The 23,256-nt window shown below is 36.2% G+C and carries 23 protein-coding genes and 2 pseudogenes; 23 read left to right on the top strand and 2 right to left on the bottom strand.

What is annotated here, in order from left to right:
* Positions 1 to 99 precede the first annotated feature (99 nt).
* Positions 100 to 1,454, top strand: a pseudogene (locus ACSVDH_RS08810) (IS3 family transposase).
* 60 nt (positions 1,455 to 1,514) lie between these two features.
* Here ACSVDH_RS08810 and ACSVDH_RS08815 read toward each other — a convergent pair.
* A complete protein-coding gene (locus tag ACSVDH_RS08815) occupies positions 1,515 to 2,678 on the bottom strand; it encodes an ROK family protein (protein WP_439253537.1) in 1,164 nt (387 codons plus the stop codon).
* A gap of 272 nt (positions 2,679 to 2,950) precedes the next feature.
* On the opposite strand from ACSVDH_RS08815, the gene uxaC reads away from it, so the two are divergent.
* From uxaC to ACSVDH_RS08865, 10 genes and pseudogenes are all read left to right on the top strand, one after another.
* Positions 2,951 to 4,354, top strand: a complete 1,404-nt coding sequence (gene uxaC, locus ACSVDH_RS08820) for a glucuronate isomerase (RefSeq protein WP_439253538.1) — start codon at positions 2,951 to 2,953, stop codon at positions 4,352 to 4,354.
* 27 nt (positions 4,355 to 4,381) lie between these two features.
* Complete coding sequence (locus ACSVDH_RS08825) at positions 4,382 to 5,650, top strand: nickel pincer cofactor-dependent isomerase, group 22 (protein ID WP_439253540.1); 1,269 nt, start codon at positions 4,382 to 4,384, stop codon at positions 5,648 to 5,650.
* 54 nt (positions 5,651 to 5,704) lie between these two features.
* Positions 5,705 to 6,475, top strand: a complete 771-nt coding sequence (locus ACSVDH_RS08830; RefSeq protein WP_439253542.1) for an SDR family oxidoreductase — start codon at positions 5,705 to 5,707, stop codon at positions 6,473 to 6,475.
* A gap of 71 nt (positions 6,476 to 6,546) precedes the next feature.
* Complete coding sequence (larE, locus tag ACSVDH_RS08835; protein WP_439253543.1) at positions 6,547 to 7,347, top strand: ATP-dependent sacrificial sulfur transferase LarE; 801 nt, start codon at positions 6,547 to 6,549, stop codon at positions 7,345 to 7,347.
* A gap of 86 nt (positions 7,348 to 7,433) precedes the next feature.
* The gene (locus ACSVDH_RS08840; RefSeq protein WP_439253544.1) at positions 7,434 to 8,906 is read left to right on the top strand and encodes a gluconokinase; all 1,473 of its coding nucleotides are present in this window, start codon (positions 7,434 to 7,436) and stop codon (positions 8,904 to 8,906) included.
* A 52-nt stretch (positions 8,907 to 8,958) separates the two neighbouring features.
* Positions 8,959 to 9,717: a nickel pincer cofactor biosynthesis protein LarB gene (larB, locus tag ACSVDH_RS08845; protein WP_439253546.1), complete on the top strand. Its 759-nt coding sequence runs from the start codon at positions 8,959 to 8,961 to the stop codon at positions 9,715 to 9,717.
* A gap of 41 nt (positions 9,718 to 9,758) precedes the next feature.
* Positions 9,759 to 11,132, top strand: a pseudogene (larC, locus tag ACSVDH_RS08850) (nickel pincer cofactor biosynthesis protein LarC).
* A gap of 222 nt (positions 11,133 to 11,354) precedes the next feature.
* Positions 11,355 to 11,756 (top strand): hypothetical protein, encoded by a 402-nt coding sequence (locus tag ACSVDH_RS08855; RefSeq protein ID WP_439253547.1) that lies wholly within the window; start codon positions 11,355 to 11,357, stop codon positions 11,754 to 11,756.
* A gap of 253 nt (positions 11,757 to 12,009) precedes the next feature.
* Positions 12,010 to 12,516: a DinB family protein gene (locus tag ACSVDH_RS08860; protein ID WP_439253549.1), complete on the top strand. Its 507-nt coding sequence runs from the start codon at positions 12,010 to 12,012 to the stop codon at positions 12,514 to 12,516.
* Between the two features lie 87 nt (positions 12,517 to 12,603).
* Positions 12,604 to 12,969 carry a hypothetical protein gene (locus tag ACSVDH_RS08865; protein WP_439253551.1) on the top strand — a complete coding sequence of 122 codons (366 nt, stop codon included), beginning with the start codon at positions 12,604 to 12,606 and terminating at the stop codon, positions 12,967 to 12,969.
* Between the two features lie 67 nt (positions 12,970 to 13,036).
* On the opposite strand, the gene ACSVDH_RS08870 is transcribed toward ACSVDH_RS08865, so the two are convergent.
* Positions 13,037 to 13,966, bottom strand: a complete 930-nt coding sequence (locus tag ACSVDH_RS08870; protein WP_439253552.1) for a magnesium transporter CorA family protein — start codon at positions 13,964 to 13,966, stop codon at positions 13,037 to 13,039.
* Between the two features lie 189 nt (positions 13,967 to 14,155).
* Between ACSVDH_RS08870 and ACSVDH_RS08875 the strand changes: the two genes are divergently transcribed.
* The 12 genes from ACSVDH_RS08875 to ACSVDH_RS08930 all read left to right on the top strand — a co-directional run bounded on the left by ACSVDH_RS08875 (position 14,156) and on the right by ACSVDH_RS08930 (position 23,165).
* Positions 14,156 to 14,416, top strand: a complete 261-nt coding sequence (locus tag ACSVDH_RS08875; protein WP_439253591.1) for a YbyB family protein — start codon at positions 14,156 to 14,158, stop codon at positions 14,414 to 14,416.
* Positions 14,417 to 14,489: 73 nt separating this feature from the next.
* The gene (locus ACSVDH_RS08880) at positions 14,490 to 15,161 is read left to right on the top strand and encodes a TrkA C-terminal domain-containing protein (protein ID WP_439253553.1); all 672 of its coding nucleotides are present in this window, start codon (positions 14,490 to 14,492) and stop codon (positions 15,159 to 15,161) included.
* 108 nt (positions 15,162 to 15,269) lie between these two features.
* Positions 15,270 to 15,527 (top strand): GlsB/YeaQ/YmgE family stress response membrane protein, encoded by a 258-nt coding sequence (locus ACSVDH_RS08885; protein ID WP_299089030.1) that lies wholly within the window; start codon positions 15,270 to 15,272, stop codon positions 15,525 to 15,527.
* A gap of 356 nt (positions 15,528 to 15,883) precedes the next feature.
* Complete coding sequence (locus ACSVDH_RS08890) at positions 15,884 to 16,417, top strand: DinB family protein (protein ID WP_299089031.1); 534 nt, start codon at positions 15,884 to 15,886, stop codon at positions 16,415 to 16,417.
* 94 nt (positions 16,418 to 16,511) lie between these two features.
* Positions 16,512 to 16,742 (top strand): hypothetical protein, encoded by a 231-nt coding sequence (locus ACSVDH_RS08895; RefSeq protein WP_299089032.1) that lies wholly within the window; start codon positions 16,512 to 16,514, stop codon positions 16,740 to 16,742.
* A gap of 186 nt (positions 16,743 to 16,928) precedes the next feature.
* Positions 16,929 to 17,669: a type I methionyl aminopeptidase gene (gene map / locus ACSVDH_RS08900; protein ID WP_439253554.1), complete on the top strand. Its 741-nt coding sequence runs from the start codon at positions 16,929 to 16,931 to the stop codon at positions 17,667 to 17,669.
* A gap of 468 nt (positions 17,670 to 18,137) precedes the next feature.
* Positions 18,138 to 19,073 (top strand): phosphate/phosphite/phosphonate ABC transporter substrate-binding protein, encoded by a 936-nt coding sequence (locus ACSVDH_RS08905; RefSeq protein WP_439253556.1) that lies wholly within the window; start codon positions 18,138 to 18,140, stop codon positions 19,071 to 19,073.
* Entirely contained in the window at positions 19,070 to 19,888 is an 819-nt protein-coding gene (gene phnC / locus ACSVDH_RS08910) for a phosphonate ABC transporter ATP-binding protein (RefSeq protein ID WP_439253557.1), read from the top strand. The genes ACSVDH_RS08905 and phnC overlap by 4 nt, the downstream gene beginning before the upstream one ends.
* Positions 19,878 to 20,678 (top strand): phosphonate ABC transporter, permease protein PhnE, encoded by an 801-nt coding sequence (gene phnE, locus ACSVDH_RS08915; RefSeq protein WP_439253559.1) that lies wholly within the window; start codon positions 19,878 to 19,880, stop codon positions 20,676 to 20,678. The genes phnC and phnE overlap by 11 nt, the downstream gene beginning before the upstream one ends.
* A 25-nt stretch (positions 20,679 to 20,703) precedes the next feature.
* Positions 20,704 to 21,498, top strand: a complete 795-nt coding sequence (locus ACSVDH_RS08920; protein WP_439253561.1) for a PhnE/PtxC family ABC transporter permease — start codon at positions 20,704 to 20,706, stop codon at positions 21,496 to 21,498.
* 18 nt (positions 21,499 to 21,516) lie between these two features.
* Entirely contained in the window at positions 21,517 to 22,266 is a 750-nt protein-coding gene (locus tag ACSVDH_RS08925; protein ID WP_439253562.1) for a tyrosine-protein phosphatase, read from the top strand.
* A 251-nt stretch (positions 22,267 to 22,517) separates the two neighbouring features.
* A complete protein-coding gene (locus tag ACSVDH_RS08930; RefSeq protein WP_439253563.1) occupies positions 22,518 to 23,165 on the top strand; it encodes a GntR family transcriptional regulator in 648 nt (215 codons plus the stop codon).
* Positions 23,166 to 23,256: the final 91 nt, after the last annotated feature.

Consider the following 23,256-nt stretch of genomic DNA (forward strand, 5'->3'; position numbering starts at 1 on the left):
TCTTTACAAGCCAATTTTTATAAACCAAAAACCCTTACTCAAAAATGAACTGCACCCCAATTGTTAGTCACCATCTAACAGTTGGAGGTGCAGTTTTTTATGGCTAAATTTTCTGCAGAAGATAAATTACAAGCAGTTCAACGTTATTTAAATGGAAATGAGAGTTCATATGAATTAGCTAAATCTTTGGGAACTGATAATAAAGCAATTCTTAAATAGGTCAAACAATATGAATACAATGGTGTAGAAGTATTCGTAAAATTATATACAAATTACACCCAACAGTTTAAACTAGACGTACTAAATTATATGATTGAACACGGTACGTCCATAATGGAAACAGCGGCTATCTTTAATATAGCTGCTCCATCCACAATACTTGTTTGGAAAAAGCAATTTGAAACACAAGGATTAGATGCCCTTCAATCAAAGATAAAGGGGCGTCCATCCATGAAAAAAGATACGAAAAAACAAACTAAATCCACACCACTTGAAGGGTCTGTCGAGGCACTGGAATCACGTATTAAACAACTTGAAATGGAAAACGAGTATTTAAAAAAGTTGAATGCCTTAGTTCAAAACAAGAAAAAATCACCAAACAAGACAAAGCGCAAGTAGTCTATGAATTAAGGCATAAATATCCGGTGAAAGCACTCGTAAAACTCGCTGGCATTCCACGTAGCACTTACTATGATTTAGTGGAACGTATGAATCGTCTAGATCCAGATGCTGATCTAAAAGTGGAAATAAAGGCAATTTATGAAGAACATGAAGGGCGTTATGGCTATCGCCGTATTCGTGATGAACTTGCGAATCGTGGGCAAAAAGTGAATCACAAGAAGGTTCAACGGATTATGAAAGAACTAGGGTTAAAGTGTATCGTACGAATGAAAAAATACAAATCTTATAAAGGTTCGGTCGGTAAAATAGCGCCAAATATTTTAGACCGCCATTTTACGGCAAATACCCCAAATGAAAAGTGGGTAACAGACATTACAGAATTTAAGATATTCGGTGAGAAACTTTATTTTTCGCCTGTCTTAGATTTATTTAATGGGGAGATAATCACGTACACAATTGGTTCTAGACCAACCTATTCTCTTGTTTCAAATATGTTGGAGAAGGCTTTCGAACGTTTACCTGATATCCACCAGCTACTTCTGCATTCCGATCAAGGCTGGCATTATCAAATGAAGAAATATCGTCACGCACTTGAATCCAGAGGGATAGTCCAAAGTATGTCTCGTAAAGGAAACTGTTACGACAACTCTGTTATGGAGAACTTCTTTGGAATTATGAAATCTGAGTTCCTCTACATAAGAGAATTTGAGAGTGTAGAGCATTTTAAAATAGAATTAGAAAAATACATCGATTACTACAATACAAAGCGAATAAAGGCAAAATTAAAAATGAGTCCGGTGCAATACCGAACTCATTTTACCCAAGTTGCCTAATGAAATAACCGTGTCTAACTTTTAGGGGTCACTTCAAAATAAGAGTAGGGGTTTTTAGTTTTAACTTTCAATGGCTAAACTTATTTCCGGAACTTCTAAAAATTCCTTAATGGCAAATGCACAGGCACCCATTACTGCCGCTTGTTTACCTAGATCAGAAATGAATAATTCTTTATAGTAGCTTACGGAAGAAGTCAGATTGGCTTTAATTTTATGAATCGCATTTGGATAAAGTTTTAGTAATTCACAATTTAGAACGAGTGTTTCTGGATTTAATAAATTAATAATATTATTTAATCCAATTGCCAAATATTTAATGTATTGCTCTAAAAGATCACAGGTTAATTGATCTTTATCTTTAATAAGCTTCTGCAGATCTTGATATGTTAGATTTTTCTGTTGATGCAATTCATCTAATTGTGTAAAAAAGCTAGCTTCTGAAGCATATAATTCCCAACAACCTAAATTTCCGCAATTACATGGTTTGCCGTTAGGAACAATAATCATATGGCCCATTTCACCAGCATAACCATGATATCCTTTAAGGAGCTCTCCATTAATTAAAACCCCTAATCCAATACCAGAGTACATACTTAGACTTATCAAATTCCCGCTTTGGTGATGTTTATATACTCTCTCTGCAAATGAGCATAAGTTTGCATTGTTTTCAATATGAATGTTTATGTTGAGTTCTTTTTCTAGATCTTCTTTTAAGTTCTTGTTTTTCCATTTGTGCTGTGGAATAAAATTGATGATTTCATTTTTTGAGATAATACCATGAATTCCGATAACGACACCTACAAGTCCATAACGACTATCTGAACATTGATCATCATATTTTTTTATATGATCTACTATTAATTCAAGTATCTCCTCATAATTTGAGTTTTTTAACTCAATTACATCAGTATTTACAGGGGTTCCGCCTAAGTCAGATAGGGTAAATGTAATTTGTTTATAGTCTAAGTCGATTCCTAATGCATATCCAGCTTTTCGGTTGAGAGAAAGCATGATGGGCTTTCTTCCAACATGATTATGTTCTTGCTGAGATTCAACAATTAATTCCTCATCTAATAAATCAGCTACTTGAACTGAAATCGTCGCTCTTGTTAATTTTGTGATTTTTGATAAATCTGCTCTAGAAATCAATCCTTCTTCAATTATTTTACTTATAATTAAACTTCTATTAATTTTTTTTATATAAGCTGCATCACCAATTGCCATATAAATCACCCTTCTAATATATAGAGATAAAAATTAAGAACTACAACAATAAATTATTATACATTCTGCCACTTTACATGAAAATCAATCATTATTTGATGGAGAGGAATGATAGTCAAAATATTGACGAGTAATAGTAGAAATGATATTCTACAAGTAACATATTAATTTGTTTTGTAAACTAATTAATAAAGTATAACATAAAAAATAAATATTGTGAGAAATTACAAATGTGAAATTTCTAGAAGCATACTAGGGTTTGGAGGATAAAGATGAAAACGTTTTTAAATGATGATTTTTTATTAACGAATTCAACTGCAGAAAAGCTTTACCATAACGTAATGAAAGATTTACCGATTTACGACTATCATTGTCATTTAAGTCCCCAAGAAATATATGAAAACAAATCATTTGAAAACATGACACAGCTATGGCTTGCAGGAGATCACTATAAATGGCGCGCCATGAGGCTTCATGGAGTTAGTGAAGCGTTCATAACAGGAGATTCCAGTGATTGGGAAAAATTTGAAGCATGGGCAGAAACAGTTCCGCATTTATTTGGAAACCCTTTATATCATTGGACACATATGGAACTGAAAATGTTTTTTGGAATTGATAAATTACTGTCCTCAGAAACAGCTCGTGAAATATGGGAAGAATGTAATGAAAAATTGAGTACACCAGATTTCAAGCCGCGACGATTTATAGAAAAATCAAATGTTCAATTTGTTGGAACGACAGATGATCCAACATCTACCCTTGAATACCATCAATTAATCAAAAATGATCCAACATTTACTGTCGAGGTTGCCCCAACCTTCCGTCCAGATGGCGCTCTTTTTATAGAAAAGTCAACATTTTTAAATTGGATTAAAGACCTTGAACAAGTGTCAAATATCACGATCAATTCTTTTAATACATTACTCGAAGCCTTACGCCAGCGAGTTGATTATTTTACAGAGCTTGGCTGTCGTGCTTCAGATCATGATATTCCAAAAATGATTTTTAGAGAAATAACAAATGAAGATGCAGAAAAAATCTTCGTCAAACGTTTAAAAGGGGAAGAACTAACAAATGATGAGATTATTGGTTATCGCTCACTTCTTTTGGTTGAATTAGGAAAGTTGTATGCCAAAAAGCAATGGGTTATGCAATTGCATATGGGTGCATTAAGAAATAATAACACCCACATGCAAAACTTAATCGGAGCTGATGGCGGTTTTGATTCAATTGGGGATGCCCTCTTGGCTGAAGGCTTATCACGCTTCCTAGATGCTTTAGATAGCAGTAGATCTCTCCCAAGAACCGTCTTATATAACTTAAATCCACGAGACAACTACGTAATAGGAACAATGATTGGCAATTTCTTTGAGGAAGGCATTCCGGGAAAAGTTCAATTTGGTTCTGGTTGGTGGTTCAATGATCAATTGGATGGAATGGTTAAACAAATGACGGATTTAGCAAACTTAGGAATTCTTAGTCATTTTATTGGAATGACAACGGATTCTCGCAGCCTGCTTTCCTATGTACGCCATGATTATTTTAGAAGAATCGTATGCAATATAATTGGAGAATGGGTAGAAAGTGGTAAAGTACCAAATGACGAATCAATTCTTGAAAAAATGATTCAAAATATAGGATTTACGAATGCGAAAAAGTATTTTACTGAGCGTTAAGGAAGAAAGAATTGGAGGGCATAATAAATGGGCATTATTCAAGATTTATTAAAGGATATTCCAATACCAAAGATGGCAAAAGTTAAACAGCATTTTGATAATACGAAAATTGAAAATCTTGAACAAGCATTAAAAGAAAAATTGGAGCGAGATGTAATCAAACAAAAGGTGAAGCCAGGTATGGAAATTGCTATTGCTGTTGGCAGCCGTGGTATCGATCGCCTTGTTGAAATCACCGCAATAACAGTGCAATTCTTAAAAGATTTAGGTGCTGTGCCGTTTATTGTGCCTAGTATGGGAAGCCATGGTGGAGCTACAGCTGAAGGACAGCGTGAAGTATTAGCACATCTCGGGGTAACAGAAGAAAGCGTGAAGGCTGAAATTCGCTCATCCATGGAAGTGATTAAGCTAGGAGAATTACCGAATGGACTACCGGTTTATATTGATAAATATGCTTCTCAGGCAGATGGAATCATTGTCATTAATCGAATTAAGCCTCATACTGCATTTCGCGGACCTGTTGAAAGCGGGATCATGAAGATGATCAGCATTGGTTTAGGCAAACAAAAAGGTGCTGAAGCAACACATCAATTAGGCTTTAAATATATGGCTGAAAATGTACCAGCAATGGCAAAAATGATGATGGAAAAAACACCGATTTTATTTGGAGTTGCAACCCTTGAAAATGCATTTGATAAAGTGGCAGAAATTGAAGTCCTTGCGGCAGAAGAAATTGAAGAAAAAGAACCTGGCCTGCAAGCACTAGCAAAACAATTATTGCCTAAGCTTTTCTTTGATCAGCTTGATGTGCTTGTGATCGATGAAATTGGCAAAAACATAAGTGGTGACGGCATGGATCCAAATATTACCGGACGGTACCCAACCCCATATGCTAAAGGCGGTCCAGATGTCAATAAAATGATCGTTCTTGATCTCACTCCCCAATCAGAAGGTAATGCAAATGGTGTGGGAACAGCCGATTTTACGACACAACGCCTTGTTGACAAGATGGACAGGGAAGTTACCTATGCAAACGGTTTAACGTCGACTGTATGTGCACCAACTAAAATTGCAACAACCTTAGCGAATGATCGGGATGCCATAAAAGCTGCAATTAAAACCTGCAATATTTTAGATTTTACGAAGGTTAAAATGGTGCGTATTAAAAATACATTAGATATAGCGGAAATTGAAGTGTCTGAAAGCTTGCTTGATCATATTGCAAAACATCCGGAATTGGAGCAAGTCTCAGACCTATATGATCTATCATTTGATGAAAATGGGAATTTATTTTGAATTTGATCAGTCTGTCTGAATATTTGAATTAAAGAAGAAAGAGGGGAATAAAATTTGAGTAGCTTATTTGATTTAACTGGAAAAACAGCTGTGGCCATCGGAGGAAATAGTGTATTAGGATCATCCATTGCAAAAGGGATGGCTGCTCACGGGGCAAAAATAGCTATCGTCGGCCGAAATCTTGAAAAAGCAATTCAAGTTGTTCAGGAAATTGAAGAAGCAGGAGGAACAGCAAAAGCGTTTCAAGCTGATGTCAGCAAAAGGGAATCATTAGAGAATGCTGCTGACCAAATTGAAAAGTGGTCAGGAGGATTTGATATTCTCTTAAATGCACCTGGTAAAAACAGTACCACACCTTTTTTTGAGCTAGGTGAGGATGAATGGGATGACATCATGGATGTAAACTTAAAAGGAATGATGGTCTCCTGCCAAATTTTCTCAAAGAAAATGATTGAGCAGGAAAGAAAAGGCAGTATAATTAATATATCGTCTGTTTCTTCAACAACTCCTCTATCAAAAGTATTTACGTATTCCGTATCAAAAGCTGGAGTGAATAGCATGACACAGTATTTAGCACGTGAATTAGCTCCACATGGTATTCGGGTTAATGCAATTATTCCTGGCTTTTTCCCAGCGGAACAAAACCGAAAAATCTTAAGTGAAGAAAGAATTGAATCGATTATGAACCATACACCGATGAAACGTTTCGGCAGCCCGGATGAACTACAAGGAGCAGCTGTTTGGCTGTCTTCAGAAAAGGCTTCAAGCTTTGTAACCGGGGCTCTCATCCGTGTTGACGGCGGTTTTGGCAGTATGACGATCTGATTCTATCGAATTGAATATGGATGTATAAACGATGAGTAATGACAATAATAGATGTAAGAAAGGAGAAGACCATGATACATGAGAAATATCAAAAACTAGTGTCGATTCTCCAAGAAATGGACTCGGTTGTTGTTGCATTTTCTGGCGGGGTGGATAGTACTTTCTTATTAAAAGCGGCAGTAGATACCCTTGGAAAAAGCCGAGTATTAGCAGTTACCGCCGATTCTGAAACATACCCCTCCAGTGAGCTTCAAGAGGCAAAAGAATTAGCCAGAAGGATTGGGGTCAATCATCAAGTGATTGAAACATCTGAATTGGCAATTCCAGGCTATACAGAGAACGATAAAAATCGCTGTTACTTTTGTAAAAGCAGCTTGTTCGAGCATTTACTGCCTTTGATGGAAAAAGAAGGATTCAAAAATGTGGTATACGGCGTCATTGCTGATGACCTAAATGAATTTCGGCCTGGAATGAAGGCGGCTAAGGAGAAGGGGATTCGCGGACCACTTCAAGAAGCCAATTTATTTAAAGCTGAAATTAGGGAGTTGTCCCGTGAATTTGATTTGCCAACATGGAATAAGCCTTCCTTTGCTTGTTTATCTTCACGAATTGCTTACGGTGAGAAAATTACCATTGAAAAGCTGTCTAAAGTGGAAAAAGCAGAAGCTTATATAAAATCACTTCAAATTCGGCAAGTTCGTGTCAGAACCCACCAAGAGATCGCGAGAATTGAAGTAGAACCAAATGATATGAAAATCGTATTAGAAAATCATGAATCCATTTCTAAAGAACTTACAAAGTACGGATATAAATATATCACGTTAGATTTAATAGGATATAAGAGTGGTAGTATGAATAAGGTTCTTTCTTAATAGAAAAGGCTTTGGGATTTCTCCAAGGCTTTTTCTGTGTAAACGTTTGCTGTTATGAATACTTATTTGAAAAGGAAGATGAAATCGTGTCACAAGAATATGTTATTGGGCTAGATTTAGGAACAACGAGTGTTAAAGCTGTTGTTTTTCAGTTAAATGGAAAAGTAATTTCAGAAGCAGATATACCAATCACAACTTATTACCCGAAAAGGGGATGGGTGGAGCAAAATCCAGCTGAAATTGAACAAAAGGCTGTCCAAGCTGTTAGAGATGCATTAGAGCAAGCAAATATACAGAAAAGTGAAGCTTTAGCGATTGGGTTTTCTTCCGCCATGCACTCACTTATTTGTGTGGATGAAAATGGGGAACCATTATCACAGGCGCTTATTTGGTCTGATGGGAGAAGCAGTGAACAAGCAGAAAAATTAAAGGATACAAATGGAATCGAAATCTACTCAAAAACTGGGTTGCCAAATCATCCTATGTCTCCATTATCAAAGTTATTATGGATGAAAGAAACAGAGTATGATCCTTATTTAAAAGCAACATTTTTCTTATCTATAAAGGAATTCATCCTTTTAAAATGGTTTGATCAAAGAGTAATCGATTATTCAATGGCAGCGGCAACAGGCTTATTTAACGCAAAAACATTTCAATGGGATGAGGAAATCATCGCTCTTGCAGGAATAAAAAAAGGACAGCTTTCAAAAGTTGTGCCGCCAACAGAGCTATTAACAAGGATAAAAGAAGATGTTGCTGAAAAAATGGGAATTTCAAATGAAATGCCATTTGTAATTGGGGCAGCTGACGGTCAATTTGCTAATCTAGGAATTGGCGCTATTTCTCCAGGTGAAGTTGCAATAACTGCTGGAACTAGTGGTGCCATTAGACAATTTACAAAAGGCTTTCAAATTACTGACAGACATGAAACCTTTTGCTATGCATTTACTGAAGATTTTTCCATCATAGGGGGGCCGACAAATAATGGCGGTATTGCCTTGCAATGGTTGAAAGAACTCCTGAACGATCAAGGCAGTTTCGATGAATTCACGGCCATTGCGGAAGATGTTGCACCCGGTGCCGAAGGAATGCTTTTTCTCCCTTATATAAATGGTGAAAGGGCACCTTTATGGAATCAAGAGGCAAAAGGAAATTTTTATGGGATGACTATTACCCATAAAAAAGAACATTTTGTTCGTGCTGTGTTAGAGGGTATTACCTTTAATCTATATCAAATTGGACAAGCGTTAGAAGAATTAGCTGGTAAACCGGAAAAAATTTATGTGAATGGCGGATTGTCCAGATCTCCATTATGGTTGCAAATGTTAGCGGATATGTTTGGAAAAGAAGTTTACATTTCAGAAAGTCATCATAGTGCAGCCTGGGGAGCTGCATGGACAGCACTAATCGGAATAGGAAAGGTCAATTCTTTTGAGGAAATTAAAAAGAATATACCAATGGGAGAGCCTATTCGTCCAAATATGAAGAACCATGAAATTTATACAGCACTTTATTCAAAATATGAGAATTTATCTAGAGATATTGCGAAATACTTTTAATTGGTTAAACGGTATAAAGGAAGATCTTTAGTTATTAAGGTGAGTGGTAAATATGATGGAAGAGATATTAAAGCAAGTCCAAAACGGTACATTAAGTGTTGCTGAAGCAAAGGAGCAATTAGCTACTTATGAAAATTTAGGCTTTGCGAAGGTTGATCATCACCGAAAAAACCGTCAAGGGTTCCCAGAAGTGATCTACGGGGAAGGGAAAACAGTACAACAGATTCTTTCTATTATTAAAGCGATAAGATCAAAAGAACATGATGTGCTAGTCACACGTATTTCAAAAGATAAGGCTGAATTTATTATAAGTGAATATCCAGATTTTATTTATAAGGAAACAGCACAAATTCTCTATTGGAGGAAAATGGGTAAGCTTAAAAAATCAACAAACGGCTATATAGCAATTGTTTGTGCTGGAACTTCTGATTTAAGGGTTGCCGAGGAAGCAGCTGTTACAGCGGAAGCTTTGGGATGTGAGGTTCGCCGATTTTACGACGTAGGTGTTGCTGGAATTCATCGACTCTTTGATCATATTGAAGAAATCCAACAAGCCACTGTTTCTGTTGTAGTAGCAGGAATGGAAGGTGCCCTGCCAAGCGTTGTCGGCGGACTGGTTTCCCATCCCGTCTTAGCTGTTCCGACAAGTGTTGGCTACGGTGCAAATTTCAATGGACTGTCTGCATTGTTAACGATGTTAAATTCATGTGCATCTGGTATTAGTGTCGTTAATATTGATAATGGTTTTGGAGCTGCATATAACGCTGTATTAATATACCAATTAGCGCAAAAAGGGGCTATTGAAAAATGAAGGTACTATATTTTGATTGCTTTTCAGGAATAAGTGGGGACATGGTTATTGGTGCTCTCATTGATGCCGGTGCAGATCCCAATGTATTAGTAGAGGAATTAAAGAAGTTAAACATTGAAGATGAATATGAGTTGCATTGGAAGAAAATTGTTAAGAACGGCATTACAAGCACGAAATTTGATGTGTTGTTAACAGATGAGAACCTACACCAAGCTCATGACCATCACCACCAACATGACCATGACCACCAACATGACCATGACCACCATCATGGACATGACCACCATCATGGTCATGACGACCATCATGAGCATGATCACCATCACGGCCATGACCACCATCATGGACATGATCATCACCACCGTTCATACCGTGATATTGTAAAAATGATTGAGTCATCAGGATTATCGAATGAGGTAAAAGAGACAGCATTACAAATCTTTAAGAAGATTGGTGAGGCGGAAGGTCATATTCATGGCTTGCCATTAGAAAATGTACATTTTCATGAGGTAGGGGCAGTTGATTCGATTATTGACATCGTTGGAACGGCCATCTTAATTCATCAATTCGGAATTCAAAAGGTGAAATCATCTTCTATTCCGGTTGGCACAGGAAAAATCCATATTGATCATGGAATTTATCCAGTTCCAGCGCCTGCGACATTAGAAATGTTAAAGGGAATTCCAATTGCACAAAGTGAGGTAAATTTTGAGCTAACAACACCAACAGGTGCCGCAATTGCAGCAGTACTTGCAGAAGAATTTTGTACTCTTCCTTCAATAAAGGTAAACTCAATTGGATACGGTGCAGGAACAAAAACGTTTAAAGACCGGCCAAATGTGCTTCGTGTCATTATTGGTGAAGAGTAATAAAAGGAAGTCGGCCATTGTCACCATACTGATAATGGCTTTTTCCTACTATACAGAATGAGAGGTGTTTGCAAGATGGTTTCACAACCTCCTCCAAATGATGAACATATTGATGATCAAATGATAAAAATGGAAGTAAATCTTGATGATACTCCAGGAGAATGGCTTGGCTATGTCATGGATTTGTTATTTGAATCCGGTGCAAATGATGTATTTTATACACCTATTTATATGAAAAAAAATAGACCGGGAATTTTACTGCAGTTACTCTGTTCCCGTGAAAAGATAAACATAATGAAAGAAATTCTGTTTAAGGAAACAACAACACTTGGTATCCGTTATTACCCTTTAACAGTTCACCGGGTAGAACGAATATTTAGAAAAGTACCAACAAAATGGGGAACGGTGACAGTTAAAGAAGGTATCTTTAACGGACAAGTTATCCAACGCGCACCAGAATATGAAGATTGTAAACAAATTGCAAAGCTTCATAATGTTCCTTTAAAAAAAGTGTATGAACAAGTATGGAAGCAGTTCGATCTTTAAGGGCAGCTAAAAGTCAGTGCCCACATTCAACATTGAAAAAGTAGATAGAATTCGGAACGCTTCTTACTACTGAGTATATGGCAACAAAGCTTACGAAACAGCCAATTAATAAGTGCTTTTTATAAAAAGAATAAGAACATAGCAAGGTACTTTTTTCTGTTCCTATTGAATAGGTTGTACTATAAGTAATGTTGAATCGATCTATTGAATGGGGGCAAGGAAATGAAGGTTGTCGATCAATTAAAAGAGTTTATTGTCAATCAGGATGTAATTCCAAAATCAATTAAAATACATCCGGATGCACTATCAGAGCTGGAATCGGAAAAATTTGTGTATATGATTAATAAAAATGCGGCGAAACGGTTTATGGGGATTGAGCTGATTCCTGACACACAGGTTGAGTATTTTGATATTGTTGAAAAAGATGACAAAGATGATAGATGGATTGTCAAAAGAGAAGTAAAGAAAATTCGAGAGAAATATATCCATCAGGATGGGGAATTATCAAAAGATATAAGCTTACTATTTGCTTATCTCGGCTACTTAGAAAGAGAGCTTGAAGATAAAACGAACTTCCTAAACTACTTTAGAAAAAAAGAAGGAAGTCAACCAGAGGATGAATAATAAAGCGAGACTTACCGGATCTTTATGGACAAAATAACCTTTCTTATCTACATAACAGAAGTCCGGTACTGCTGGTAAGAAGTCCTGCTAGCTGCAGGGCTTTTTCTTTTTTTAGGACTGAGTTTATTGATAAAGGTAAAATTGCAGGATAGCAGAGTTATCATTTCAGCGAAGTAAATGTTTCCTATTTGGAAGGAAATAGGAAGCGATTAAAGAATAGATTAATGATTGAAAATAAAGGAGGATGATTAAAATGTTCCAAACGAAAGAGCGATTTCTGCAATCATGGGATTATGAAGCTGCACAGACTCAGAAGGTATTAAATAACCTTACAGATGATTCACTAAAACAACAAATAACTCCGGATAACTGGGAATTAGGCCGGCTTGCCTGGCACACGGTTTCAGCGATTAAAATTATATCATCTCAGTCTGATTTAACATTTGAAGCCCCTGCAAAGGACTTTCCGGTACCAAGTTCCGCATCATATATAGCGGAAAGCTATCAACAAGCAAGTGCCGCATTTGTCGAAGCCATCAAAACGCAATGGATGGATGAAAGTTTGAATGATGTTATTGACTTTTATGGACAAATGAAAATGACAAAAGGAACACTGTTATTGTTTTTGCTTCAGCATCAAACACATCATCGCGGACAAATGACAGTTCTCATGAGGCAAGCAGGATTAAATGTACCGGGTCTATACGGTCCTTCAAAAGAAGAATGGGCCCTTATGGGGATGGAAGCACCCCAGATGTAGTAAAGCCTTCAAATATTATTTATTATTCTAGCTGTACAATTAAAAGAACTACTCTTGATATAGATGGAAAATGAGAGGAGGGAAATGGTGGGAAGAGAAATCTATTTTGGTCAACAAGAGCTAACATTAAAACTGACAGGAATAACAAGATTTTTCGCTATCAGAAGGAAAGTAACCATGCCATATTCAACAATTAAAGAGGTTTTAGTAAGTGATTTTGAAGCTCCTAAATGGATGATTAGAGCGCCAGGAACCTCCATTGCTCCATTGAATATTTATGAAGGCAGCTTTAATTATGGAGATGAATGGTATTTTCTTTCGTTTGAACGTAAAGAACCAGTGGTCATTATCACACTTGAAGGTCATTCGAAATATCGGTATGTCGTGTTTGCGATGGATAACCCAACGAAAACAGCTGCTGAGATTCGCAGGCATTTACACGAAGTGGTATAACAAATAATACGAATAGGGATGCTTTTTAGCATGCTAATCAGGGCTGATCTATAGTCAGCCCTTCTATTTATTTAAAAAATTTCCCTTTTTTCTTCCCCTTTAACAGATCTCCTGTCCATCCTTTCATTTTAAGGTAGATATATACAGCAATCATGGATAATGCAATGATGATGATCGAAATGAAGTATCCATACTTCCATTCCAGTTCAGGCATGAATTTAAAGTTCATCCCCCAAATTGCCCCCCATGCCATGGCAGGAGTAAAAATAGCTGTCATAACCGTTAAGGTTTTCATAATCTCATTTCCGCGGTGGGTGGAGATTACTTCTTCCAATGTTATGATTGAATGAATTTCATGCTCATATTCATCGATTAAATACAGAGCTCTTTTTATTCGTTTAGCTGTAAGAGCATAGGTTTTATTATCATTCAATATCTCATGACATGCCTCTTCGATTCCCATGATTAGCTCCTTTAAAGGGATAAGCAAGTTGCTCCAAACAAGCAAGTCATGGCGGCGTTTATAAATATCTTCTAAAATACTCGTTTTATTTTTTTTATGAATTTTCCAAATGAGTTCCCTTAACTTATTTTCAAAGTCATCAATTTTTATTAAAAATTCTGCCAATAGTTCCAAAAGAATAAATAAAAACCCATCAATTGGTTTATCCGCTTTTGCTATTTTTCGCAGCATTTGTTCGATGTTAGCATGTTTAAATAATGACAAATCTAAATCAACTGTTACAAGCTTATCCTGTGTTAAAAAAAATTGAAATATTTTATATTCTCTTTCATCATGAAAATTTTGGTCATAAACGAGAGAACCTTTAAGGGTAAAAGCACCATTCTCGCCGTGGCTAATCTCCAAGTAATTTGTATCATTCATCTTTATTTTATCTAGCCAGGGCTTTTGTGAGAGGATTTCATTTTTATGTTCAGATTGCTTTATTTTTTCTAATTCATTTTTATTATATTGATACCATTTCCACTTATTCATCGCTAAATCCCTACTTATTTAATAAATTTTTTATGTGATTTACCAAAACAATGCCCGTATTTGATAGCTTTGAAACCTTTTATTTTAATTGAAATGTTTGAAACCTTTTTAAAAGGGTATATAGGACAAGTAATTACAGCTTTTTCTGAAAAAAATTCAATTAAAAGAGGAGTGGTAGTAATGAAAAGAATGCTAGGTATGAAATCAATTGTTGCTGTTGGAATGGGAACTTCTCTTGTCCTATGGGTATCATCAAAACCAAATAGAATTAAATTGGAAAATACATTTAGAGAATTGAAGAGGAAGATAAAACCTTCAGCAATTGACAAGTGTGATAACCTACCTGTTGAAAAGGGAGGACATCCAGACCCGCAAGATATTGAAGATAACAAGATGGTGAGTGAGGGTGCAATGTACTCGGTGAAATTTTACGATGAGAAGAAGCAGTAAAGGTTTAATAATTTGGTTGGGGCTCTTAATGCCCCAACTATTTTTATGTTAAGAGCAAAAAGAGGTGAACAGGTTGACTCTATTATTTTTACTCATTTATTTTGCGATTATTATGACAGTCATTGAAATCCATGTTATTTTATTTCAATTAACAGGTCTAAAAAAGAAAGTGTCAAGGTTCCAAGTCATTTCCATGATGACAGGGACAGGTTATACCACAGGTGAATCCGAATTTATCCTATCCCATCCATTTCGTAGAAAGCTTGGTGTTTTCCTTATTTTATTTGGCGCCTTTTCTTTGGCAGTTATTATTTCTTCGGTTAGCAGTTTATTCGAGGATGATTTAAGAACAAGTTCCATTATTTATATCGCCGTGTCATTAATAATTGTTTTAAGTATTTTAAAACTGCCAGTTTTGCAAAAATACCTGGTAAATAAACTTGAACATAAAGAGGAGAAAGAGGAATCATCATTTCCTTTGCCAATAAGAGAAGTGACGTTAAAAGATATAGATGGTCAAATAGTAGAATACCAGATTAAGGCAGATTCTCCGCTTATCAATAACACGGTTAATCAAATCATGGAAGATCACGAATCCTCTGATTTTGTTATTTTAATGATTAAAAGAGGGGATGTTAGAATTCGGAAAAACATAGCAGAGGAGCAGTTTCAATCAGGAGACCGGCTTTATTTCTTTGGACATAAACCTGACATTGAGGAGGCCTTAGAAAAAGAGATTCAATGATATTTGATGATGATAAAAAATAGGAGAATAATAGTTTAGGTTTTCTATGGAGGGGTAAATAAAGATCAAACAACATTAATAAAAAACTCAATAAAAGGAGTGTTAAAAATGGGATTTCTTTGGGCATTAATTATTGGAGGTATTATCGGCTGGTTAGCAGGATTGATTGCAGGACGTGATGTTCCAGGCGGTGTGATTGGAAATATTGTAGCAGGATTTATTGGAGCATGGCTCGGATCATTCATCCTCGGTCAATGGGGGCCTGAAGCTGGCGGATTTTACATCATTCCAGCGTTAATCGGTGCCATTATATTGGTATTCATCGTAAGCTTTATTATGAAAAGCATGCGAAAACATGCTTCATAAATAAATGAATGATGATGGAGAAGAGATATTTTTTCTATTGGAACTAATTAATAGGGAACATACAATGAAGGCTGTTTTGAGAGGTTCAAATCCTTCTTGAGACAGCCTTTATTTTTATGCTTTTTTAATGAGAAATTTTCCATTTGATAGTAACATAGTTTATGAGAATTCTTATTAAAAGGAGGGAGTGTTGATGAAGGGAATTTTCTACATAGTTAGTTCGCGAATCTTTCAGGTATCAGGATCCTAGATTTCGAGAAGGGTGGTCCTTTGATTTTGAGACAGTTGTTTGGGCTAAAGCAACCTAAATAAATCACATATGGTCAAAAAAATTTTCTCATGATAGGAATGATAATATGAAAGAAAGGCCAATAGTAAGTGAATATGATGCTTATTTTGAAAAATACTTAGAACTTGTTCCAAACGGGGATATCGTCCAGCAATTAGAGCAGCAACATAAGGAAACTGACATCTTGCTAAGCGAACTGACAGATTCACAAGGGTTATTTCGATACTCTCCTGAAAAATGGAGCATTAAAGAATTGATTGGTCACTTGATCGATACAGAACGGATTTTAACATACACCCTTCTTTGTACTGCAAGAGGTGAACCGGTTCCCCTACCTAGGTATGATAAGGATGTTTACATACAACATGCAGAGTTTGATAAACAGTCGATAGAAGATCTTTTAGCCCATTTTGCTGCTTCTCGAAAAGCAACTTTGTATTTACTAAAGAGCTTACAATCAAAGGATTGGGTAAGAAAAGGGATCGCTTTAAACTCTGAGGTTACTGTCCGTGCCCTCGTATATATTCTTGCCGGTCATGAACTCCACCACCGTAAGATCATAAAGGAATTATATATCGGATCTTCTAGTTTTCCTCTATAGAATAATGTCTTTTCTTTATTATTACCTTTAATGTGAATAAACATTGATAGATGGTTCATTCTAAACATAATAAAAGAATGATAAAGGAGAAAGCATGTTGAAGCCGTACTATATAACAGACATGATTATTGATGACAAGTTTGATGGAGAAGAAACGGTAACAGTAGATTTTACCCTGAACAATGATGTTCACAGTATTACGTTTAAGAAGTCAGATCTTGAAATCCTAAACTCCTGGATTTTTAAAAACGGAACTTCATTACCTGCGAACTTATCAGAAAATATATTAGAATCACTAAGAGAAGAGGTAAAAAATAAAATTTAGTCTATTAACGACTTATGATTTTTTAGGCGTGGATTCTTAGAGGATTCACGCTTTGATTTCGTCTGTTCACACTCTGAAATGAATCCCTTTCTTTCTCTTATTTTTTTGTGAAGTATTCATTGCTTGGATTGATCTTAGAAGAAAGGTACAATTAATATATATTTTTGAAGAATGAGGTAGGAAACAATGATTGCAAAAACAGAAGAAGATTTTAGCGGTTTGAAAGAAATAGGCAAAATTGTTGCCAGCATTAGAGATGAATTAGTGCAAAGAACAGTTCCTGGTATTACTACGAAGGAGCTTGATGAAATTGCCGGAAAGCTTTTCGAAAAGTCCGGTGCTATTTCTGCTCCTAAAGGGGAATACAATTTTCCAGGTTATACATGCATTAGCGTCAACGATGAAGTGGCACATGGCATTCCTGGAAAACGGGTAATTAAAGAAGGGGATCTTGTCAATATAGATGTTTCTGGTTCAAAGAACGGTTATTTTGCAGATACAGGTATTTCCTTTGTCGTAGGAGAAGGGGAAGAAATCAGCAAGAAAGTATGTGAAGTAGCACAACTAGCATTTGAAGCAGGTCTCAAAAATGCCAAACCTGGCTCCAAAAAAAGCAGAATAGGTAAAGCTGTTTTCCAAACGGCTAAACAGCATGGACTAACAGTAATCAAAAACCTGACAGGACATGGTGTGGGCAGTACAATCCATGAAGCACCTGATCATATTTATAATTATAATGAAACCTTTGATGATGAGCTGCTAAAGGAAGGTATGGTTATCGCATTTGAGCCATTTATCTCGAACCTGGAAGAGGAAGTATTTCAAAAAGAAGACGGCTGGACTTATGCTACGAAAGAAAGCTATGTCGCTCAAGTAGAGCATACGATTATTCTTACAAAAAATGGCCCGATTATATTAACACAGTAAGTAAATCTACATGAAAAAAGACTCGTTCAAAGAAGAATGAGTCTTTTTTCCATGTTAATACCTGATTTAAAACCCTTTTGTTTTATCACTGAATGAGAATTCTGATGCATTAAAATTGTCAGTAATAATGTGTTACTTGTTGACGTGTATGATAAATATTAATTTAAATTTCAATTCGTTGTAGAGCGTTTCATTAGGAAGAAACTTTTTTCTCTTTACAATTATTTACCTAATCTTTACGTCTGAAAAAAACTCTCTTAACATTCTATCTTTATATTATTAGTTGTATACAAGTTGAATACTACGTGAGGTGAAATGAAATCCAATCTTTTTTAATTAGGTGAGAAGGAATTAGTAGGGTTGCTAATGGTTCAATGAATGATGTTTTAAAATTTTTAGTTCAACCAAAGTACCAAGCAAGTTATTCATTTAATTATTTTAATTAACTCTATGAAGGAGACATACAAAATGATGAAAAAATTATCAAAATTCTTTCTAACATTAGGACTTGTATCCACTTTGGCAGCGTGTGGGAATGGAGCGAATTCATCATCCTCTGCTTCAGCTAATTCAGCAAACAAGGGGTGGCCGGAAGAACTTACCTTGGTGCAAATGCCAAATGAAAACAATCCAAATGCTGCTTCTATGCATACAGCATTGAGAGATCACCTTTCTGAAGAATTAGGAATTGAAGTGAAAGAGTTTGAAGGCGGCAGCTACGCTGTTGGAATTGAAGCTCTAGCAAGCGGGAATTTAGATATTATGCTTGCTAGTCCAATGAGCTATTACCAAGCAGACAAAAAAGCTGGGGCAGAAATATTAGTTACTCCTCAAGTAGAGGGTTATGAATATTATACTGCTTTTATTACAAAAAAGGATAATGAAGAAATCAACAAGATGGAGGATTTAAAAGGAAAGAACTTTGCGTTTGTAAATGCTGCTTCTTCCTCAGGCTATCTTTATCCAAAGGGAACCCTAGTTCAAGAGTTTGACCTGGATCCTGATTTAATCGAGCAGTCTGGCTACTTTTTTGAAAATGTTACTTTTTCCGAATCCCACGCAAATAGTGTCATGGGTGTAAAGATGGGTGACTTTGATGCAGCGGCAGTGGCTATTGGTCAGCTGGATAGTATGATTGAGGCAGGAACGATTAAGGAAGATGAATTTAAAATTATCGGACGTACAGATGATATCCCTGATGCTTCTTATATTATTCGCGAGAATTTACCAGAAGATTTTAAAAAGGCCTTAAGAGATGCGTTCGTATCATTTGAAGATGAGAAATATTTTGAAGCCGTCCATAATGATCCAAAGGCACGTTTTGCAGCGACTGAACAAAATTATTATGATCCTACAATTGAAATGCTTGATGCCATTAATGCTTTAGAGGAAGAAGCAAAATGAACCCATTATTAACAATAAAAAATTTAGTGAAGGTCTATGGTAAAGATACTCGTGCTTTGAATGGCATTTCTTTAGATTTCTACCCAGGTGAATTTATCGTTGTCATCGGTACGTCTGGTGCTGGAAAGTCAACCTTTATCCGATGTATCAATCGCCTTGTGAATCCGTCCGAAGGGGAAATTATATTTGATGGACAGCATCTGGAAAAGCTGAATGGGCGGAAGTTGAGGAAAGAAAGATCAAAAATTGGAATGATATTCCAGCATTATAACTTGGTTGGAAGAACGAATGTCATTAAAAATGTTCTCCATGGGCAATTAAGCAGCATTCCTTTATACAAGAGTTTGCTTGGACTCTATTCTCATAAAGATAAGCAAGAGGCTGTTGAACTGCTGAAAAAAGTGGGTCTTCAAGACCAAATTTATAAACGAGCTGATGAGCTTTCTGGAGGACAGATGCAGCGGGTTGGAATTTGTCGAGCAATCTTGCAGAGACCAAAGCTTCTGCTTGCGGACGAGCCGATCGCATCGCTAGATCCGCTTTCTGCCAATATAGTGATGCAGCAGCTTCATACGATTTCTCAAGAAAAGAAATTAACCTGTATTGTGAATCTCCATCAAGTGGACTACGCAAAAAAGTATGCTACACGAATTATCGGGATCAAAAAAGGGTCGGTTGTTTTTGATGGAGCACCATCCCATTTAACGGATGAAATGATTCGAGATATCTATGAAGGAAAAGAATCGCAAATGACGCTTCAGGAAGAAAGCGGAACGCAGTCAATGCAATTGGCGGTGGGACAAAATGATGAATAACAAAACCATTCATAAGATCCCACTCGATCAAAGAGATCCTAAAAAAACTATTGCCGTTGTTGCTGCCATCTTTGCCGTGTTGATTTTTTCCGTTTTTTATTTAGAGATTTCCTTTATAGAGATGCTCATGGGCTTACCAAGCTTTGTTATGTTTTTCTTTGAAAAGTTCTTTCCTCCAAATGCGGAGAATTTAGAACAATATATACCAGCAGTGGTCGATACGCTCGGTTATGCGATCATCTCAACCTATATTTCTACGATTATTGCGTTTATTTTCGGGATTTTAATCTCGGAAAATACGAATAAGTTTAAATCATTGCGGGTGATTACCCGCGGTTTTGTATCAATATTACGGAATATCCCTTTTATTATTTGGGGAGCATTATTGGTTTATATTTTCGGTATAGGCGGAATTGTTGGCGTTTTGGCGTTGATTCTTGTAACCATCGGATTTTTAAGTAAAAGTTATGCAGAGTCGATCGATGAAATTTCTGGAGACAAGCTTGAGGCGTTACGGGCGAATGGTTCCTCTTATTTTCAAATCTTGTTTCATGGAGTCATCCCTCAGTTTGTTCCAGCGTGGATTAATTGGACGTTATTTGCTTTTGAAATTAATGTCAGAGCGTCTGCTGTTTTAGGTCTTGTTGGGGCAGGAGGTATAGGCGTCTTAATTGATACAAATATTAATTTGTTCAAATACGGAGAAGCGATTACGATTATTGCCGTAGTCGTCGCGATTATTTTATTAACAGAGTTAGTAACTAATTCGATTCGTAAACGTTTCGTTTAATGAAAGTAAGGAGATTGAAGACATAATGGAGCACATTCGAGTCACGTCAAAAGGAAGTGTTGGCAAGTCGATTCTTCTTGTTCTTATATTGGGTGCGGTGTTTATTGCAGCTGTGAAGCTTATCAACTTAGATATACAAAAATTTTATGAACGGTTAGAAAATGTTCCCGACGTCTTAAGTCGAATGATGGCTGTGGATTTTTCAATTGTACCTGATGCTCTTTTGAATATTGTGACCAGTTTAGCATTGGCTTTGTTAACATTGGTTGTGGCTGTTTTTTTAGCCATGTTTTTAAGTTTTTTAGCAGCATCAAATATTGCACCGAATCGATATTTAGCGATTTTTATAAAAGGGTTTTTCGCCATCATTCGTTCCGTCCCTTCATTGGTATGGGGATTAATGGTGATCGCGAGTCTAGGTTTTGGTAATGTGTCAGGCTTTGTTGCCATTTTGGTCTCTGCTGTCGGCTACCTTGTCAAAACTTTTACAGGGAGTATAGAAGAGACGGGCGGCGAGATTATTGAAGCGATGAAGTCAACAGGGGCTTCTTGGTTTAAAATTGTTTATCACGGATTGATTCCGCTTTGTATTACCGCTTTTGTGGCTTGGATAACCGTTTGCTTTGAATCCAATGTTTCTGAATCCATTGGTTTAGGAATCATCGGGGTCGGCGGGATTGGTCTTTTATTGACACAAGCGATAAATACGTATAATTATGCACAAACAACGACAATTGTCATTATGATTTGTTTACTCATGGTTGTGCTTGAACTGGTGATGACGAAGATTAAAAATAATATTAAATTTAGGAACAGTTGATTGTAGGAGGATACTAAGATGATGAAAAATGCAAAATTAAATTGGGTACGCTTGCCGATTAATAGTGTAGAAAACTGTCGGGAGCTAGGTGGATACAGTACTGAATATGGGCAACAAACTAAGTGGCACTCCTTTTTAAGGTCAAGTGATATGAGCAAGCTCACTCGAGAAGACATCATCTTTTTAAAAGAGTACGGGGTGAAAACCGTCATTGATCTGCGGGGAGTAGATGAAATCGAAACTCATAAAAACCCACTTGGAGAAGAGGATTTTTGTAAATATCATAACATCCCGTTTATTACCGAACTGGTTTCAGATATTACTCTATCTTCGTATGAGATTTCAATGGGAGATTTTTATATAGATTTATTGGAGCAAAACAACGATTCGGTAAAGAGAATTTTTGATGTAATTGACCAAGCGGAAGAAGGCTGCATCGTCTTTCATTGCGCGGCCGGAAAAGATCGTACAGGGATCTTAGCGATGCTGCTGTTAGGCTTGGCAGGAGTGGAAAAGAAAGATATTGTCTCAAATTATGAAGTAACCTACACGAATTTGGAGTCTATTCAACAGAACGAAAATCCGAATGGAAATATTCCAAAGGAGTACATGTATTCAAATCGAGACTATATTATAAGAGCCTATGAGTACATCCTTCATACTTATCAAAGTGTTGGACACTATTTGCTGGCAAAAGGTGTGGGGCAGGATGTGATTGAGCGAGTGAAGGGACGTTTTTTAAATGTAGGTGAAACTGTTGCATTATAGAGATATTTATAAGGTAGAAGGAGAAGTGTTATAGCACTTCTTTTTTTGTTCTCTCTATGTTGGAAATGAAGAAGAACACTATTCTTATGATGTTTCAGCAATTTAATATATGATAGACCAATTGTGAGGTAAATATAATAGAGGATAGTTACTTTCCATTAACCTGCGATGTAAGGGCAATTGTTCTTGCGGATAACTGTAGGGTAATTTAGAATTAGTGTGTGTAATTCTGATTGAAAGGAATTGTAAAAATGACCAAAAACTCACTTGTTGACATAGCTTATACGACAATCCGTGAAAATTTAATTACTGCTAATTATATGCCAGGTCTGCTTCTATCGGAAAATGTATTAGCAAAAGAACTAAATATGAGCCGTACCCCTATTAGAGGCGCAATCTCCCGTTTAGAGTCAGAGGGATTTGTCACATCTATTAAAAACCGTGGAATTATTGTGAAAGAGATTTCTATGAAAGAATTGCTGGACATTTCGCAAGTAATCTTTTTTTTGCAAGAGTTTTCTGTTGATGAGGTAGAGGCAAGGGGCCACAGCTTCGATCTTGATAAATTAAAAATGTATTTAGACCTGCAACTTGATGCAGAAAAGAATGATGACTATTATAAGTATATTCAATACCATCTTCTTTTTACTCGGTGTATGATTTCATCTGCAAACAATAAAACAATGCTAGAATTCATGGATTCGTTGAAAGATAAATTTGTGAGAATGGCTATGGTTAATTGGAAATTAACCCCAAACCAAAAGCATTACTCTGCAAATCAATTAAATAAGTTAATCTATGAAGCAATTTGTTCTCAGAATTACTCCAGCATTAAGCAGATTTGTAAAGAAACATTCTTAAAAAACCGAGAAAGAATCATAATGTCAACAGCATTTTAAGCCGTTTTTGACTCGAAAAAGTTTGATAGGGGCTTATATCCTCCTCTAAGACTATCTGAATGAATCAACTATGGTTCTATAGTTCATTATG

Origin of the sequence: Metabacillus sp. Hm71, assembly GCF_051842955.2 — a bacterium.
Lineage (GTDB): Bacteria > Bacillota > Bacilli > Bacillales > Bacillaceae > Metabacillus.

What these genes read in the sequence shown, in the direction of transcription:
- ACSVDH_RS08875 (WP_439253591.1), top strand. Translation starts at nt 14,156, where the DNA reads ATGCTAGGTATGAAATCAATTGTTGCTGTTGGAATGGGAACTTCTCTT.
- ACSVDH_RS08885 (WP_299089030.1), top strand. Translation starts at nt 15,270, where the DNA reads ATGGGATTTCTTTGGGCATTAATTATTGGAGGTATTATCGGCTGGTTA.
- phnE (WP_439253559.1), top strand. Translation starts at nt 19,878, where the DNA reads ATGATGAATAACAAAACCATTCATAAGATCCCACTCGATCAAAGAGAT.
- larE (WP_439253543.1), top strand. Translation starts at nt 6,547, where the DNA reads ATGATACATGAGAAATATCAAAAACTAGTGTCGATTCTCCAAGAAATG.
- map (WP_439253554.1), top strand. Translation starts at nt 16,929, where the DNA reads ATGATTGCAAAAACAGAAGAAGATTTTAGCGGTTTGAAAGAAATAGGC.
- phnC (WP_439253557.1), top strand. Translation starts at nt 19,070, where the DNA reads ATGAACCCATTATTAACAATAAAAAATTTAGTGAAGGTCTATGGTAAA.
- ACSVDH_RS08920 (WP_439253561.1), top strand. Translation starts at nt 20,704, where the DNA reads ATGGAGCACATTCGAGTCACGTCAAAAGGAAGTGTTGGCAAGTCGATT.
- ACSVDH_RS08815 (WP_439253537.1), bottom strand. Translation starts at nt 2,678, where the DNA reads ATGGCAATTGGTGATGCAGCTTATATAAAAAAAATTAATAGAAGTTTA.
- ACSVDH_RS08855 (WP_439253547.1), top strand. Translation starts at nt 11,355, where the DNA reads ATGAAGGTTGTCGATCAATTAAAAGAGTTTATTGTCAATCAGGATGTA.
- larB (WP_439253546.1), top strand. Translation starts at nt 8,959, where the DNA reads ATGATGGAAGAGATATTAAAGCAAGTCCAAAACGGTACATTAAGTGTT.
- ACSVDH_RS08905 (WP_439253556.1), top strand. Translation starts at nt 18,138, where the DNA reads ATGATGAAAAAATTATCAAAATTCTTTCTAACATTAGGACTTGTATCC.
- ACSVDH_RS08860 (WP_439253549.1), top strand. Translation starts at nt 12,010, where the DNA reads ATGTTCCAAACGAAAGAGCGATTTCTGCAATCATGGGATTATGAAGCT.
- ACSVDH_RS08870 (WP_439253552.1), bottom strand. Translation starts at nt 13,966, where the DNA reads ATGAATAAGTGGAAATGGTATCAATATAATAAAAATGAATTAGAAAAA.
- ACSVDH_RS08930 (WP_439253563.1), top strand. Translation starts at nt 22,518, where the DNA reads ATGACCAAAAACTCACTTGTTGACATAGCTTATACGACAATCCGTGAA.
- ACSVDH_RS08925 (WP_439253562.1), top strand. Translation starts at nt 21,517, where the DNA reads ATGATGAAAAATGCAAAATTAAATTGGGTACGCTTGCCGATTAATAGT.
- ACSVDH_RS08895 (WP_299089032.1), top strand. Translation starts at nt 16,512, where the DNA reads ATGTTGAAGCCGTACTATATAACAGACATGATTATTGATGACAAGTTT.
- uxaC (WP_439253538.1), top strand. Translation starts at nt 2,951, where the DNA reads ATGAAAACGTTTTTAAATGATGATTTTTTATTAACGAATTCAACTGCA.
- ACSVDH_RS08890 (WP_299089031.1), top strand. Translation starts at nt 15,884, where the DNA reads ATGAAAGAAAGGCCAATAGTAAGTGAATATGATGCTTATTTTGAAAAA.
- ACSVDH_RS08825 (WP_439253540.1), top strand. Translation starts at nt 4,382, where the DNA reads ATGGGCATTATTCAAGATTTATTAAAGGATATTCCAATACCAAAGATG.